General features: G+C 51.4%; 12 protein-coding genes. 5 read left to right on the top strand and 7 right to left on the bottom strand.

Features of this window, described 5'->3' with window-relative positions:
• Positions 1-15: 15 nt before the first annotated feature.
• On the bottom strand, positions 16-2805 hold the full coding sequence (locus JIN82_RS16975; RefSeq protein WP_200312866.1) for a hsp70 family protein: 2790 nt from the start codon (positions 2803-2805) through the stop codon (positions 16-18).
• A gap of 171 nt (positions 2806-2976) precedes the next feature.
• On the opposite strand from JIN82_RS16975, the gene JIN82_RS16970 reads away from it, so the two are divergent.
• Positions 2977-3651 carry a hypothetical protein gene (locus tag JIN82_RS16970; protein WP_200312865.1) on the top strand — a complete coding sequence of 225 codons (675 nt, stop codon included), beginning with the start codon at positions 2977-2979 and terminating at the stop codon, positions 3649-3651.
• Between the two features lie 62 nt (positions 3652-3713).
• Here JIN82_RS16970 and JIN82_RS16965 read toward each other — a convergent pair whose 3' ends face one another.
• Entirely contained in the window at positions 3714-5555 is a 1842-nt protein-coding gene (locus tag JIN82_RS16965) for an Hsp70 family protein (protein ID WP_200312864.1), read from the bottom strand.
• Positions 5556-5575: 20 nt separating this feature from the next.
• The gene (locus JIN82_RS16960; RefSeq protein WP_200312863.1) at positions 5576-6199 is read right to left on the bottom strand and encodes a DUF2760 domain-containing protein; all 624 of its coding nucleotides are present in this window, start codon (positions 6197-6199) and stop codon (positions 5576-5578) included.
• 249 nt (positions 6200-6448) lie between these two features.
• On the opposite strand from JIN82_RS16960, the gene JIN82_RS16955 reads away from it, so the two are divergent.
• Together JIN82_RS16955 and JIN82_RS16950 are read left to right on the top strand one after the other, a co-directional pair.
• On the top strand, positions 6449-6697 hold the full coding sequence (locus JIN82_RS16955) for a type II toxin-antitoxin system Phd/YefM family antitoxin (RefSeq protein WP_234042139.1): 249 nt from the start codon (positions 6449-6451) through the stop codon (positions 6695-6697).
• Positions 6694-7089, top strand: coding sequence for a type II toxin-antitoxin system VapC family toxin (locus JIN82_RS16950; RefSeq protein ID WP_200312861.1), 396 nt, complete (start codon positions 6694-6696; stop codon positions 7087-7089). The genes JIN82_RS16955 and JIN82_RS16950 overlap by 4 nt, the downstream gene beginning before the upstream one ends.
• Here JIN82_RS16950 and JIN82_RS16945 read toward each other — a convergent pair.
• Positions 7086-7349: a hypothetical protein gene (locus JIN82_RS16945; protein WP_200312860.1), complete on the bottom strand. Its 264-nt coding sequence runs from the start codon at positions 7347-7349 to the stop codon at positions 7086-7088. The genes JIN82_RS16950 and JIN82_RS16945 overlap by 4 nt on opposite strands.
• 278 nt (positions 7350-7627) lie before the next feature.
• On the bottom strand, positions 7628-8071 hold the full coding sequence (gene tnpA / locus JIN82_RS16940; RefSeq protein ID WP_200312859.1) for an IS200/IS605 family transposase: 444 nt from the start codon (positions 8069-8071) through the stop codon (positions 7628-7630).
• Positions 8072-8535: 464 nt separating this feature from the next.
• Between tnpA and JIN82_RS16935 the strand changes: the two genes are divergently transcribed.
• A complete protein-coding gene (locus JIN82_RS16935) occupies positions 8536-9036 on the top strand; it encodes a hypothetical protein (RefSeq protein ID WP_200312858.1) in 501 nt (166 codons plus the stop codon).
• Positions 9037-9126: 90 nt separating this feature from the next.
• A complete protein-coding gene (locus tag JIN82_RS16930; RefSeq protein WP_200312857.1) occupies positions 9127-10497 on the top strand; it encodes a voltage-gated chloride channel family protein in 1371 nt (456 codons plus the stop codon).
• Positions 10498-10559: 62 nt separating this feature from the next.
• Here JIN82_RS16930 and JIN82_RS16925 read toward each other — a convergent pair whose 3' ends face one another.
• Together JIN82_RS16925 and JIN82_RS16920 are read right to left on the bottom strand one after the other, a co-directional pair.
• Entirely contained in the window at positions 10560-11825 is a 1266-nt protein-coding gene (locus tag JIN82_RS16925) for a serine/threonine protein kinase (protein ID WP_200312856.1), read from the bottom strand.
• A gap of 208 nt (positions 11826-12033) precedes the next feature.
• Positions 12034-14265 (bottom strand): NADP-dependent isocitrate dehydrogenase, encoded by a 2232-nt coding sequence (locus JIN82_RS16920; protein WP_200312855.1) that lies wholly within the window; start codon positions 14263-14265, stop codon positions 12034-12036.
• Between the last annotated feature and the right edge of the window lie 72 nt (positions 14266-14337).

Below are 14337 nucleotides of genomic sequence, written 5' to 3'. Positions count from 1 at the left end.
GCGCTCTGGCCTAGATTATTTCAGCACCAAGCCAGGAGGCAGTGATTCGCCGTACAGGCTGGCTTTGTCTGCCTGCTCCATTGGGATGAACTCTCTAACGCGTTGGACTTTCAGCGGCGTCGCTTTTGCCTTATCCAGCTGCTTAGCAATCTTCAGGCGGATTTTTTCATCCACATCGAGGCTGCGGTTGTCCACCACACGGGCTGCTCTGAGGAACAGGTTTTGCAATTCTATCAGCTCGGTTTTTGTCCAGTCGAGATCGCAGAAGGCATCGTACGCTTTGTCGACAAATTCCGGGCTAACCACGGTTTCTTGGCCAGCATACATTGGCGTACGGTTGAGTAGCAAGCTGAGCGAAACCAAATACGGCGCGCAGTATTTGCCATCTCTAGCAAAGGTCTCAGCCTTGCCGAGGAAATTCTCTACCAGCTCAGATTTGATGCTCGGGCTGATGCGCTCAAATGATCCAGCTAACCTAACGAGCTCAGCTGGTGGGTTTTTCTGCAGGCGAAGTTTTTCTATCTCGCGACCGATGATGGCGGTCTGGCGCTCGGCGCTCAGTCCACCGGCAATGCGACGCCAGAGAATGTATTCCTGCAGTTTGATCCCTTTACCTTTGTTAGCTAGACCAGCGTCAAATAGCGGCCAAAGTTCATCGATGCGGTGTGGGTCGAGGTCGGTGCCGTATCCCGGACGTAAGAAAAATCCAGCTAGAATCAACCACGCTTCTTCGTGGTCAGGTGATAGACTGCGGCAGTCCATCGTCTTCACCATGCTTGGCCATAGTGAGCGAATCAATACCCAGTTCCAGTCAGCTTTCGCTAGACCAAAAATCTGCTCTAACTCTTTGAGCAATCGTTGCGCAGTGAGTTTGTCTTTGCGTCCTTTGCCAGCTGGTTTTTGCAGCGCACTTTCTAGGTAGCTAGCGGCTTCATCGATGGCTGATTGCTCAACCCCAGGGTCGACGTCGATAGGCGTATGGTCAGTCTCCGCTTCCAGCTCACCAACGCGTAGGTTAAATTCTAGCGGCCACGTTTGCTCCACTTCTTCGACGGTGGAAATGCACTCGATCTGTAGCAGTCCCAGCTCGTTGAGCTTGGCTCGCAGTTTCACCGGAATGCTATTACCTTCTAACTCTTCAGGTTTGTTGCTCAGTCTAGCAATAGTCTGTAGTGGCGGCAGCTTGTGGTAATCTTTGCCCTTTAGCGCTAACATCTCGCCAGCTGTATGTTTGCTGTGGCGAGTAGAGTAGTAACTGCGAAATTCAATTGGTCGGTTGATGCGCAGCTCGAGCTTGAGACTTTCAATGTCGTAGGCCTGCTCAGGCTCTGCGCCACGCGGTAAAATACAAACCAGCTGAGGTGTGCTGTCTTTTTCTTTGTTCAGCACCTCGAGGTAGACCGAGCGCGCGGCCCCCGCTTCAATGCGCTGGCTACGCTTGTTGAGCACAGACCCGTAGCGCGCCGCACCGCGAGCAACGGCTAGATCTGGCTCTGGGTTAGATAGCATGGTCGGCTGATAGCCATTCTGCCAGCTAGCAATTTGCCCCTGCAGGCGCAGACGTAGTTTTTCTGGATACAGCGAGCCACCATTAAATAATACCGCGTCGATGGCGGGGCGGCCAGCTAGGAACTCAGCTAGATGGCGGGTGATGGCGCTGTCAGCCGCGTATGGCAGCCCCCATTCTTTTAAACCTGCGTCGGCTTGTTGAACTTTGGCGTCAGCTGGACAGTCAGGGAAAAATCCGTCGAGCAGCAAAGTCTCTAACTCGGTGCGTGAGATCTCCGTGCTGATGGTCGACGCCAGCAAGCTGGAGCCTCGTCCCGGCAGCGAAACGGTGAATGCTTCTTCGCCACCGCCGTCTTGGCCGAGCACGTGTTCCTTCAGCTCACGACAGCGTGATGTTAGGAATGACCACTGACTGCCAGAAAGCTGTTGGCCTTCTCCTGCTAGCTTTGGTTCAGCGAGGTGAGCAATGGCTAAGTCGATGTTATCACCACCTAGCAGAATGTGGTCGCTCACCGCGAGGCGTTTGATCACTGGCAGTGCCGCACCAGACTGACGGTTGATTTCAAATAAGCTGAAATCTGAGGTGCCGCCGCCGATGTCGACGACTAAGACGTGATGGTTTTCTCCCGCTTTTGGCTGCTCGGGCAGCTGCTCCCAGAGGTGTTTTGGATCTTGGCTGTACTTTTCCAGCCAGCGGTAAAAGGCTGCTTGTGGCTCTTCTAGCAGGCGCATAGATTCAGGAAATCCAGCCAGCTTAGCAGCTTCTATCGTTAGCCCTTGAGCGACGGCATCAAAGCTAGCTGGCACGGTCACCGTGATCTCCTGCTCGTCAAAACTGAACCCTGCCCCCATGGCAGCAAAGTGGTTATTCCACGCGCCGCGCAGGTAGTTGAGCAACAGCGCAGACGCTTTGATAGGTGAGATTTTTTCCTCGTGATCAATCTCGTCACTGCCCCAAGGGAGGAACTCAGCATTGCGGTCCACACTGTGGTGACATAACCACGACTTAGCAGATAGGGCGACGCGACCCGGTGTTTCACCGGAGCGCTTGCGAGCTAACAATCCTGAAATCCAATCAGCGGAACCATTAGTATCAGCTCCTCCTAGCTGGCTGGCTTCGGCTGCTGTGGGTAGATAGAGAAACGACGGCAGGGTGGTCAGCGATGCCAGCCCGTTGAGGCTGTCCCACTGGGGAATTTCAAAGACCTCGGTGATCGCACCGGGGTCGTCGAGGCGAACAAATGAAAGTGCGCAGTTGCTGGTGCCGAGGTCGATGCCGATAGAAAATTTTGCCATGTCAGAGGAAGTAAATTCGCCAGATTCTCTAGCCGTATGCCCGCAATGTCAAATGGGGAAAATAGCGACTTGGTAATCTAGGTCCATTGGCCGAAGAAGGCGCGAAAATATAATGAATAATGGGGATAGAAAAATCTGTTAATTAGCAAATGCTTGCATCAAAACTGATGTATGAACTTTCCCAAAGTAGTGTGGGTTAGCTTATTGGCTACCATAGGATATGCAGTGCTTCATTTTTATACTGCGGATCAATATTATCAGGCAGGTTTACAAATTAAGAGTTTGATTGCTGGAAATGCCATTTATGGGGACCTACTTAAATTCTGTTTTTTTATAGTTATGTTAGTATGCTGGTTTGTTGGCTTGTTTCGTGTTTTTACTCAAAAGAAATACCAGCCAGCTGTGATTTGTACTGTGATGTTAGCGATCTCTCTTGGGATGAAATACATACCTGTGCCGACATATTTTGATGGCATCGAGCAGGCGGTCGCTGAAAATGACCAAGCTTTTTATCAGGCCTTAAGAGAGGAAGTTCTTTTAGCTGACCAGACTGTTGATAAGTCTTCAAGCAGGCATGACGAGATAACAATGCCAGCTGAAATTTATGAAAAATATCCACGGCTAGGTGAGCTATTTCCTGATCACTATTCTTTCGAACAAGAAGATGTTCGATACAAAATAGAGGACGATGCTTTAAATATATTCCGTGGGAATGGTTTGGTAGGGCATCATGGGGTGAGGATTTATAAAGCCCCAAAAGCTGACCCATATGAAGGCGTGAGCGAATACATAGGATCCTTCAGAAAGGTTTATCCTACAGTCTATACTTATTGCCGCTCATATTAATAGAGCAAACTAGGCCCACCGTCGTGAGCCTAGCTTAAAAGGAGGAGTTTTAAGTGGCTGACTTAGTCCATTCTAACTTGCAGCTCAACTTTCCAACGCTGATCGCTCTTGCTATGCTTGAGCCACAGCTCTAGCTGGCCAAGCTCGGTGACCACGGCATTGATGACCACAGGAATTGGCTGACCTTCTGGGAACCCTTCAGCTGCCGTTAGGGTGGCTTCTAGGCGGCTGGTTTCGTCGAGTTCTCGCTCGGCGTTAGGTAGAATCTCACCCGCTTGGTCGCCACTGCGGATCTCCGATGAGAAGAAGCGGAAGTGGGATGGTTTACCGGTAAGCAGGCCAAATTCTTTTTGATCGATAAGCACCTCGGTGCCTTCTTCCATGCCTTGTGGCACGACGCAGAGTGCTTTGACTGGCGGCTTGAATCCAGGCACAGCTGGCATGGATGATTCGAGGCCGATGTAGTAGGAACGAGCAGTGCCTGATTTGATGCGCAGTCCTTCGCCAGTGGTGCGGTTGCGACCGTAGTATGAGGCTCCGCGAGCCACAGCGAGATCTGGTTCGTATCCTTGCAGCTCTCTAACTTCGCTGCCACCAGACCATGAGCTGAGTAGCTCTAGCACGCGGCGGCGCACGGGTTCAGCTTTGAATACACCACCATTAAAGAGGATGGCGTTAGGCTTGAGGAATGATCCCGCTAGCGCATCGTCTGAGCCAACTAGCTGGCGCAGATCTTCGCTGGCGAGCACGTTTTGCAAGCTACGAGTTAGGAATCTAGCAATATGCTTGCTGATCACTGGATCGCTGGCGTATGGCAGACCAAATTCTTGCAGCGCGGCGGCATTGCCTTCAGCTGGAAGATCGTCAGCTGAGGTGATAGGGAAGAATCCTTCGACCACAACGGCCTCTAGCGTAGCGCGGTTGAGGCTGGTGGAGATAGTGCCGGCAAACAAGCTGGAGCCACGTGAAGGAATGCTGATAGGAACTTCGTCTACTGAGCTATCTGCAAACAGTCTAACTTTAGCCTGACGGGCGGCGTGAATGAGCGAGAGGAACTGCCAGTCGTCTAGATCAGTCCCTTCGGCATCCAGCTGGGCGCGCATGGTGTAAGCCAGCGCGAGGTCCATGTTGTCACCGCCGAGCAGCAAGTGCTCGCCCACACTGATGCGTTCGACAGCTAAGTTGCCCTCGTGCTCGCTAACAGCAATGAGTGAAAAGTCAGCAGTACCACCGCCGATGTCGCAGACGAGGATGATGTCGCCAGCGGAAACTTGCTTGCGCCAGTCGTTGCCTGATTGAGCTGTCCACGCGTAGAAGGCTGCTTGCGGCTCTTCTAGCAGGGTGACGTTGTGCAGGCCAGCTGCCTCAGCTGCTTCGGCCGTTAGGTTGCGCGCTACTTCATCAAAGGAGGCTGGCACGGTGAGTACTACCTGGCCGTCAGCTAGATTCCAGTGGCGGTCAAGGCAGGCTTCGCTGTGCAGGAATGATTCCTTGATGTGCTGGAGGTAGGCCGCGGTGCAGTCGTAGGCTGAAAGCTTAGGCTCATCGATTTCTGAGTTCCACGGCAGTACTGGCTGGCGGGCGTCGATGTGGTCGTTAGATAGCCACGATTTTGCAGAGGTGATCAGCCTATCAGGAATGAGCGCGCCGTGGTTGTGGGCGAACTCACCAATAATATGGCTGGCATTTTGCTGCTGCCACGGGAGCTGGATAGCTTCCGCTGGAAATTCAGACGCGTTGGGGATATAGAGCGCGGATGGTAGACCGAGCTTTTCGCTGATCTGGTTAGGAGCAACAATCTGGCTGAGCTCGACAATGTGGCATTGGTCGTTGCTGAGGTCTGTGAGCGCGGCGGCGCTGTTGCTGGTACCGAGGTCGATACCTAGGGTAAACTTGGTGTCCATGGTGCTGGATGTATGGGGTGTTAGTTGATTTCCACTTCAGCTGGAGTGATCGCTGCTAGTTTGTCGCTATCAGCATTGAGGGCGCGTGGGAGTTTGACTTTGTTAGTCTTCCACCCTTTGTGCACGAGCTTGCCATTGAATGGTGCTTCGCCGCTGAGTTTGCCAACGAGGCGGAATTCATCGGCCGCATAGCCAGCTGGCACCGTGATCGCCTGACCTTCGACGGTTTCGCTAACGGGTACGATTTCAAAATGCTCGTGCAGGGCGGCTTTGCACCCCTGATGAACGATACGAGCGGCGGCGCCGACTTGACCGTCCTGATAGGCGGTGATGTCGTCCATGAGGAAATCAATCAGGCGACCTTTTTCCTGCATGATGCCTAGCAGAGTGATGACTTCGCTGTGGTCGTCGGCTTTAGCTGGCGCTGCTTTTGGAGCAGCAGGTTTTACGGCTTCGACTTCAGCTGGTTTGATCTCAGCTGGAGCAGCGGCTGGTTTGGCAGTGAAGATGCCTGCGGTGGTGATCAGCGCGAGCGCAAGTGCGATGCCTGCAATGGCGACGGATTGGTCGCTGAGGGCTGGAACAAACAGAAGCGCAATGGCTACAAGCAGAAGGACTGCGGCGATTTTGGTATAAGCTTTCATGGTGAAATGGTTGTTAGTAAATTCTCGGAGCTCGGTAGCTCCGCTGAGCAGACAACATTGGCTGATGCCTGTAGCGTCTTCATAACCTCAAATCGCCAGAAAACAAGACCTTAGCACGGCATTTTTAGGAGAAATAGGATAGAGCGGGTGGATGGAGATCAGCTATTTAGCCTTTAAGTCTAGCTATGGTTAAAAGTCAGCCATGGGCGTATGCTGGATGGCAAGTTGACAAGTTGTCATGTTTGGCGTATGACTATGATTATGAAGACGATGACGGTAGCGAATTTGAAGGCACAGTTTTCTGAAGTGCTAGATGCCGTGCGCCTTGGTGAGGAGGTTGTTATTGAGTTTGGTAAAATGCACGAGAAGGTGGGCGTGATTGTCCCCTATGACAAGTACTACCAAGCTGAGCGCCAGCTAGGGGTGCTAGACAAGGTCGCTAGTGTCGAAATTAATGATGATTTTAAGATGACTGACGATGAGCTGCTAGGCTTATGAATATTCTTCTAGATACTCATTTTATTTTGTGGGTCTTGGCCGACAGTCAAAGGCTGAATTCAGCTGAGCGAGCTGCGTTGCTTGATAGAGATAATAACGTGTATTGTAGCTCGATTTCCTTCTTTGAAATCAGTCTGAAATTTTCATTGGGCAAACTTAGGCTACAAGGCGTGCAGCCAGATCAGTTACCTGGTTTGATGAAATCAGCGGGTTTTCTGATTCAAGAATCGGATGCTGATATTTACGCTAGTTTCTATCAGTTGGAGCGTGGTGAACATAAGGATCCTTTTGACAGGTTGTTAATCTGGCAAGCTATTCAGAATGACTTTGTTCTCATGTCGAGAGACCGTTCCTTTTCTCGTTATGCCTCAGCTGGATTAAAGCTATTCTAATTGTCTTTATCTTTGCCCCATTGCCATTTTGGTTTTTCACCTTTGAGGAAACAAAGCGCGATGAGGGCAATAGTCCAGCCGGCGACGTAGCAGAGGAAGTTAGTTTGGCTGAGCGCAATGCCGGTGAAGTTGAAAACTTGGCGGTAGCCGATGATAGCAAAAATGAATGTTAGGGTGCTGACCCACCCTTGCCAGTTAGCTGGAGTCCACCCCCATCCATAGGTTTTGCGTTTGAACCAATAATGTTTTTCTGCGGACATGATAGAGATTATTATCTCCCTCACCATTAGACTGCAATGGTTTTTGTTGATAGGTGTTGTGAGGTGCTTAGGCTTGTGATTCCGCGTGGGGTTTAAGTATTGGTGAAGCTGGAGTGGATGAGTTTTTATCTGGCAGCGAGCTTGTAACAGGCTGGCAATGCCGGAGGCATTAAAGATTGTAGCCGCGGGTCAACGAGCTCAGCGAGTGCAACCCGTGGTTAGGTTGGCCCCGCCTTGGTCTGCCGAAGGCAGAATGGATGAGTGAGATGGCTGAGGGATCAAGGAAGGTATTTTGGTTTGTAGGTGATGCCCATTTTCTTCAGCAGTTGTTCTAGCTCTTCTTTGAAACTGATTTTTGTATGATGATCTTCTTGGTTTTGGATGTAGCGGCTAATGGTTGGTCGCTGGCTGGAGCTAACCGAAAAGGCTCCGTATCCTTGTTGCCACTCAAATTCACTGATCTTAATGGTTTGATGTACCCAGACCGAGGATCCACGTTTGAGCTCTCTCATAAAATCTTGTATGCGGTGGCTTTGTTTGAGATGGACTAACAAATGAACATGATCTTTTACGCCGCCAACCGATTCGGCTACTCCGTCCAACTGGCGAACCATACCGCCTAGGTATTGATGAAATCGGTCTCGCCATTCAATTTCTATCCACGGCGTGCGGTTTTTTGTACCGAAGACTAGGTGGTAGTGCAAATCTGTGTAGCTAGACATAGATCTAAATTATCTCATTTTCGACACCTATCAAATTTCCATTCTGCCTTCGGCAGACCTATCACTGGCTGGCTAACCACGAGTTGCGCTCGCTGGACTCGCTTACCCGCGGCTAAAGTCTTTTCATGCCTCCGGCATGGAGGGGGAGCGTGGGGGCTAGCATGGACTTTCTTTTCATGTCTCAGGCATGAGAGGTGAGGGTTTACGTGGGAGCGTCATCCTATTAGCGGCATGGTTCCATTCTGCCTCCGGCAGACCTATCACTGGCTGGCTAACCACGGGTTGCGCTCGCTGGGCTCGCTTACCCGTGGCTAAAGTCTTTTCATGCCTCCGGCATGGGATGGTAGGGAGGAGCTAGCATGAACTTTCTGTTCATGCCTCCGGCATGGGAGGTGAATTTTACTGATGAGATGTTTTTGTTGATAGGTGTTGTGGACTAGTTGATGTTTTGTTATTTGTTGGGGATGAGAGTTTTAGTGTGTTTGTTAGCTAGTGTGGTGATGGTTTCGTGTGAACGACATGAGGCGAAGTCGAGCGACGGTGGTGGTGAGCTGAGCGCGGAGGAATTGCTAACTGCGATGGGGGGAAGTTATTTTCGTATTAGCATTCCTGGCAATTTTCGTTATGACGAAAATGATCCAGAGCATAGCGATGGTCTGGCGCTATATTTGATCAAAGGTAGCGATCGCCATCTGGTTGTGGGTTGTTTAAAAATGGTAGAGCCGCTGAGTGAGGTTGCGGTTTACTCGTTTCCGCAAGCCGACGAGCAGCAGCGCTATGTGATTAGCTCTGGTAGCGCAAAGCTAGCTGGGTCTGCCAGCCAATTTAAGATCGTGGGGCGAGCTCATAGCGGGCCTCTTAAGGAAGGTTCGCCGTATGAGTTAGGTGATGTGCTGCAGACGGTGAAGGTGGAGGATACTGCTGGTGCGGTTGTCGAATATCAGCTGGTGCTAGATAAACCCTAGTCGAGAGGGAGATGTGTGGAATCCAGCTGGCTGGAGGCAAGGCTTGTTGATTGGGGGGAGCTGTGTAAGCTGGCGGGGCGATTTTTTATTATGGCTCACCCACTTCAGTCTAATCACAAGTTGTTCTACCAGATCCTTCGCTGGTGTTTGATGATTGTGCCTGTGGCGGTGGTTGTGGGTAGTTTGAATGCCTTTTTTTTATGGGTGTTAGCTGAGGCGACAGCGAGCCGCGTGGCGCATCCATGGTTATTGTATTTGTTGCCGGTGGCGGGATTGGTGATTGTTTATCTTTACCGTCAGCTGGGAAAAAACTCAGAGGCTGGCAATAATTTGATCATGGACGAGATCCATGAGCCGGGGGCGGGAGTGCCAGCTAGGATGGGTCCGTTAGTTTTGCTAACTACGGTGATCACGCATTTATTTGGTGGTTCAGCTGGTCGCGAAGGCACGGCTGTGCAGATTGGTGGTGCGGCGACGGACACGATGGCGCGGTGGTTTAAGCTGCATGACGAAGATAGGAAGTTGATGCTAACAGCTGGGGTGGCGGCTGGCTTCGGTGCGGTTTTTGGCACGCCTCTGACGGGGGCGATATTTGCGCTGGAGGTTTTGGCGATTGGTCGGATTAAATACAACGCGATCATTCCAGCGCTGTTAGCGGCGATTCTAGCTGACGTGGTATGTTCGGCTTGGGGCGCGCATCATACCCATTACCGGATAGATTTTCTCGAATCTGCGGTTTTATTTAGCCACGAGGTGAAAGTGGATTTGCTATTGCTGGGCAAGGTGGCTGGGGCGGGGATTTTATTTGGTCTGGCTGGATATTTATTTGGCGAGCTAACACACTCGCTGAAAGACCTCTTCAAGGTAACTACAAAGAACCCATACGTGACGGTGGTTGTAGGTGGGATATTGGTGATTTTATTGGTCCAGCTGATAGGCAACCGCGACTACATTGGCCTGGGAGTGTATGCCACGCGCGATGGTGGTGTTAGTATTTTAAGTGCCTTTCAGCCGGGTGGTGCTGAGTGGTATAGCTGGTTTTTGAAATTGCTGCTCACGGCGATCACGCTAGCAGCTGGCTTCAAGGGAGGAGAGGTGACGCCCTTGTTTTTTGTTGGGGCGACTTTAGGCAATACGCTGGCTTGGGTATTTGGCGCGCCGGTAGATTTATTTGCGGCGATTGGTTTTCTAGCGGTATTTGCGGCGGCAACCAATACGCCGCTGGCTTGTACGATTATGGGGGTGGAGTTGTTTGGTGCCGAGCACATGCTGTACTTTGCGGTCGCTTGTTTTGTTGCCTATTATTTCAGCGGTCACACGGGCATTTACAGCTCGCAGCGGGTGGCGGTGCCCAAGTTGTTTGATCTACGAGGTGGCGCGGAAATTCCACACAAGTTAGGTGAGCTGCGCGAGACGCATTCTTCATTGCTGAAGTCCTGGCTGAAGCGCTGGCGCAGCTGATTGATAGGGTTTGCTGTTAGCCTAGTGGGCTAGCTGAGTTTTATTGCGATGGTAAAATGGTATTATTTGGGTGAGCTGGAGCCACCGTTAGCATCCATGAAGTTGCGAATTTCTTCGTTAGCGCGCTCTTTGCGCTCTTGATTTTTGCTAGATGGACGGCCCGCGGCGTCGAGTTTGCTCATACTGTCGTAGCCTTCAGGGGTGGTGGCTGTTGGAGCGTCTGAAGGTGCGGCAAAGATCATGGGATCTTCGTTAGCAATGTCTTTCATGCGCTGAGCATGTTCGTCAGGGGCGTTGAGGCTTTGCATGAAGAAGTAGCCAGCGATGGCTAGACCTGCAGCCATGATGCCCCACATGACGATGTTGCCAGCATTGCTAGGTTTGGCCTGTCGGTATGTAGGATAGGCGCCTGCTAGTGGCGTGGTGATTTGAGCTGACTGCGCTGGCGGGGTGATGGTGGTTGTTGGCGTGATAGGCGCATTGAACCGTGCCAGCGGGTTGTCAGTAGGTTTGTCGTCCCAGTTAACAAGGATGTCCTCCAAGTCTTCAGCCATCTTTTTAGCGCTCTTGTAGCGCTTGCTAGGGTCTGGGTGGGCTGATTTGTAGATGATGGAATCAAAGCGCCTATCCGTATCGTTATCTTCAGAGGCGGCGATGAATGGCTCTTCTGGGACATGGCCAGTTAGGAGCTCGTAGAGCATGACGCCAACTGAGTAGATGTCTGAACGTTGGTCGACTTTGTCTGGGTGATTGACGACTTCTGGCGCGGTGTAATGCTCGGTACCAAAGATCACGCCGGAGGTTTGCTTTTCTCCTAAGGGTTTGGCTAGACCAAAGTCAACGACCTTGGGTTGCGCCTCACTATCGATGAGGATGTTAGCTGGTTTGATGTCACGGTGTAGTGTGCCTACTTCGTGGGCGTGTGCTAGGCCGTGGCAAATTTCCGCAATGATCTTAGCAGCTTGGAGTTGGTCGACGGCCTTTCCGCTGGCTAGCTCGTAGAGGTTTTTGCCGGGCACATACTCCATGATGATGAAGAGCATGTCGTCGATGCGACCGAAGTCGTAGATGCCAACGAGGTTGCCGTGGTTGAGCCGAGCTAGTGATTTGGCTTCGGTTTCAAATGAAGCGAGGTAATTTTTATCCTGAGCAAATTCCTTAGGCAGGATTTTGATGCAAACTTTGCGGTCTAATGAAGTTTGCTTTGCTAGATAAACAGCACCCATGCCTCCTTTGGCGATGAACCTAATGATTTCATGGCCAGGAAAGTGTTGGTTTAGTTCTTCAGGACTTGGTGGGGTGAAGTGAATGTCTTCCGTTTCGAACATAGGAGATTGAGTCTGTGATATAAGCTAGGGCAGCCGTTCTGCGATGGCAATTCTCAATCTAATGAATGTTCAGACTTTGTTTGGAGGTGCTGAAACTCAATGGTGTGCGGCGACCGATATTTCTATCAAATCTCGCGGTGAAATAAAAATCCCGAGCTGGCGTCAGCTCGGGATCGTTTTAGTTTGGGGCTTGGTTGATATTTATAATCTAGCTAAGCTCTGCTAGAATATCGTTTAATGTGCTGCTAGGGCGCATTGCTTTGTCGGTGATTGAGCAGTCAGGCTTGTAGTAGCCATTGAGCTCGACTGCGACGCCTTGCACGTCGTTGAGTTGTTTGATGATAGTTTCTTCGTTGGCGGCCAATTTCTCAGCGATAGGGCCAAATGTAGCTTTCAGGTCAGCATCGGCATCTTGAGCGGCGAGCGCTTGAGCCCAGTACAGGCACAGGTAGAAGTGGCTGCCGCGGTTGTCGAGTTCGCCGACTTTGCGTGATGGTGACTTATCGTTGAGCAGGAACTGGCCAGTAGCGGCGTCGAGTGTTTCTGAGAGAACTTTGGCTTTTGGGTTAGCAAAGTTTTCTGCGAGGTGCTCGTAGGAAACCGCGAGGGCGAGGAACTCACCGAGTGAATCCCAGCGCAGGTGGTTTTCTTTAGTGAACTGTTGGACGTGCTTAGGAGCTGATCCGCCAGCACCAGTTTCGAACAGACCGCCACCGTTCATTAGAGGAACGATAGAGAGCATTTTGGCGCTGGTGCCAAGCTCGAGGATTGGGAACAGATCGGTGAGGTAATCACGCAGCACGTTGCCAGTTACGGAGATAGTATCTTCACCACGCTTGATGCGCTCCATGGAGAATAGAGTGGCTTCTACTGGTGACATGATGTGCAGCTCGAGGCCGTCGGTATCGTGTTCGCCGAGGTATTCGCCAACTTTAGCGATGAGCTGAGCGTCGTGAGCGCGGTCTTCGTCTAACCAGAATACGGCTGGTGATCCAGTGGCGCGAGCGCGGTTAACGGCAAGTTTCACCCAGTCGCGGATTGGAGCGTCTTTGACCTGACAGGCACGCCAGATGTCGCCTTCTTCCACAGCGTGCTCGGTGAGCACATTGCCAGCGGCGTCGACGATGCGAACGGTGCCGTTAGCTGGGACTTCGAATGTCTTATCGTGCGAGCCGTACTCTTCGGCTTTCTGCGCCATGAGGCCAACGTTAGGCACGGTGCCCATCGTTGTTGGGTCGAATGCGCCATTAGCTTTACAGAAATCGATAGTGGCTTGGTAGACGCCAGCGTAGCTGTTGTCAGGGATGACGGCTAGGGTGTCCTGAGTTTTGCCGTCGTTATTCCACATTTTACCAGAGTTGCGGATCATGGCTGGCATGGAGGCATCGATGATGATGTCACTAGGCACGTGCAGGTTGGTGATGCCTTTATCGGAGTCGACCATAGCGAGTGCTGGGCCGTTAGCGATGCATGCTTGGATGTCAGCTTCGATCTCAGCGCGCTGCTCAGCTGGCAGTGATTGGATTTTGCTAACAACGTCACCAAAACCATTTTTCACATCCACACCGAGTGAGTCAAACAGCTCGGCGTATTTGTTGAAGAGGTCTTTGAAAAATACCTTCACCGCGTGGCCGAAGATGATTGGGTCTGAGACCTTCATCATGGTGGCTTTCATGTGCAGTGAGAAAAGTACGTCTTGTTCTTTGGCCGCAGCTACTTGCTCTTCGAGGAAGGCAACCAGTGCATTTTTGCTCATCACGGTGGCATCGATGATCTCGCCAGCTAGCAGTGGTGCAGCGCCTTTGAGTTCAGTCTTGGTGCCGTCAGCCGCTTCGTGTTCGATGGTGAATGTAGTGGCTTCCTCGATAGTTACTGACTGCTCGTTAGAGAAGAAATCACCAGCTGGCATGTGCGCCACGGTAGACTTGGAGTCAGCTGACCACGCACCCATTGAGTGTGGGTTATTTTTGGCGTAGGCTTTAACGGCGTTAGGAGCACGGCGATCTGAGTTACCTTCGCGCAGCACTGGGTTCACAGCAGATCCTTTGATCTTGTCGTAGCGGCTTTGGATTTCTTTTTCCTGCTCGTTAGCTGGCTCTTCAGGATAATCTGGCAGCGCGTACCCTTGAGATTGCAGCTCTTTGATAGCGGCGATCAGCTGAGGAATAGATGCGGAGATGTTTGGCAGTTTGATGATGTTAGCCTCTGGTGTTTTGGCTAGTTCACCGAGCTCGGTGAGTGCGTCACCAATGCGCTGGTCTTCGCTGAGAAATTCTGGGAAATTGGCAATGAGGCGGCCGGAAAGTGAGATGTCGCGAGTTTCAATCTCTACCTCAGCTGGCTTGGAAAATGCCTCGATGATAGGGAGAAATGAATGGGTGGCGAGAGCCGGTGCTTCATCTGTGTAGGTGTAGATGATTTTTGGTGTATCCTTACTCATAATTAATTTAAAGCTAGTAGGTGAGAGTGGTGCCCTGCCATTGCCGATGGTGCAAGGGTGGTTGGGCGCGGT

Source organism: Persicirhabdus sediminis, assembly GCF_016595495.1.
GTDB classification, from domain to species: Bacteria; Verrucomicrobiota; Verrucomicrobiia; order Verrucomicrobiales; family Akkermansiaceae; genus Persicirhabdus; species Persicirhabdus sediminis.
This window is presented reverse-complemented; position numbering and strand designations above follow the sequence as displayed.

Coding starts and splice junctions, on each gene's coding strand:
- JIN82_RS16960 (WP_200312863.1), bottom strand. CDS start 6,199: ATGAAAGCTTATACCAAAATCGCCGCAGTCCTTCTGCTTGTAGCCATT.
- JIN82_RS16935 (WP_200312858.1), top strand. CDS start 8,536: ATGAGAGTTTTAGTGTGTTTGTTAGCTAGTGTGGTGATGGTTTCGTGT.
- tnpA (WP_200312859.1), bottom strand. CDS start 8,071: ATGTCTAGCTACACAGATTTGCACTACCACCTAGTCTTCGGTACAAAA.
- JIN82_RS16930 (WP_200312857.1), top strand. CDS start 9,127: ATGGCTCACCCACTTCAGTCTAATCACAAGTTGTTCTACCAGATCCTT.
- JIN82_RS16955 (WP_234042139.1), top strand. CDS start 6,449: ATGACTATGATTATGAAGACGATGACGGTAGCGAATTTGAAGGCACAG.
- JIN82_RS16950 (WP_200312861.1), top strand. CDS start 6,694: ATGAATATTCTTCTAGATACTCATTTTATTTTGTGGGTCTTGGCCGAC.
- JIN82_RS16965 (WP_200312864.1), bottom strand. CDS start 5,555: ATGGACACCAAGTTTACCCTAGGTATCGACCTCGGTACCAGCAACAGC.
- JIN82_RS16920 (WP_200312855.1), bottom strand. CDS start 14,265: ATGAGTAAGGATACACCAAAAATCATCTACACCTACACAGATGAAGCA.
- JIN82_RS16975 (WP_200312866.1), bottom strand. CDS start 2,805: ATGGCAAAATTTTCTATCGGCATCGACCTCGGCACCAGCAACTGCGCA.
- JIN82_RS16925 (WP_200312856.1), bottom strand. CDS start 11,825: ATGTTCGAAACGGAAGACATTCACTTCACCCCACCAAGTCCTGAAGAA.
- JIN82_RS16970 (WP_200312865.1), top strand. CDS start 2,977: ATGAACTTTCCCAAAGTAGTGTGGGTTAGCTTATTGGCTACCATAGGA.
- JIN82_RS16945 (WP_200312860.1), bottom strand. CDS start 7,349: ATGTCCGCAGAAAAACATTATTGGTTCAAACGCAAAACCTATGGATGG.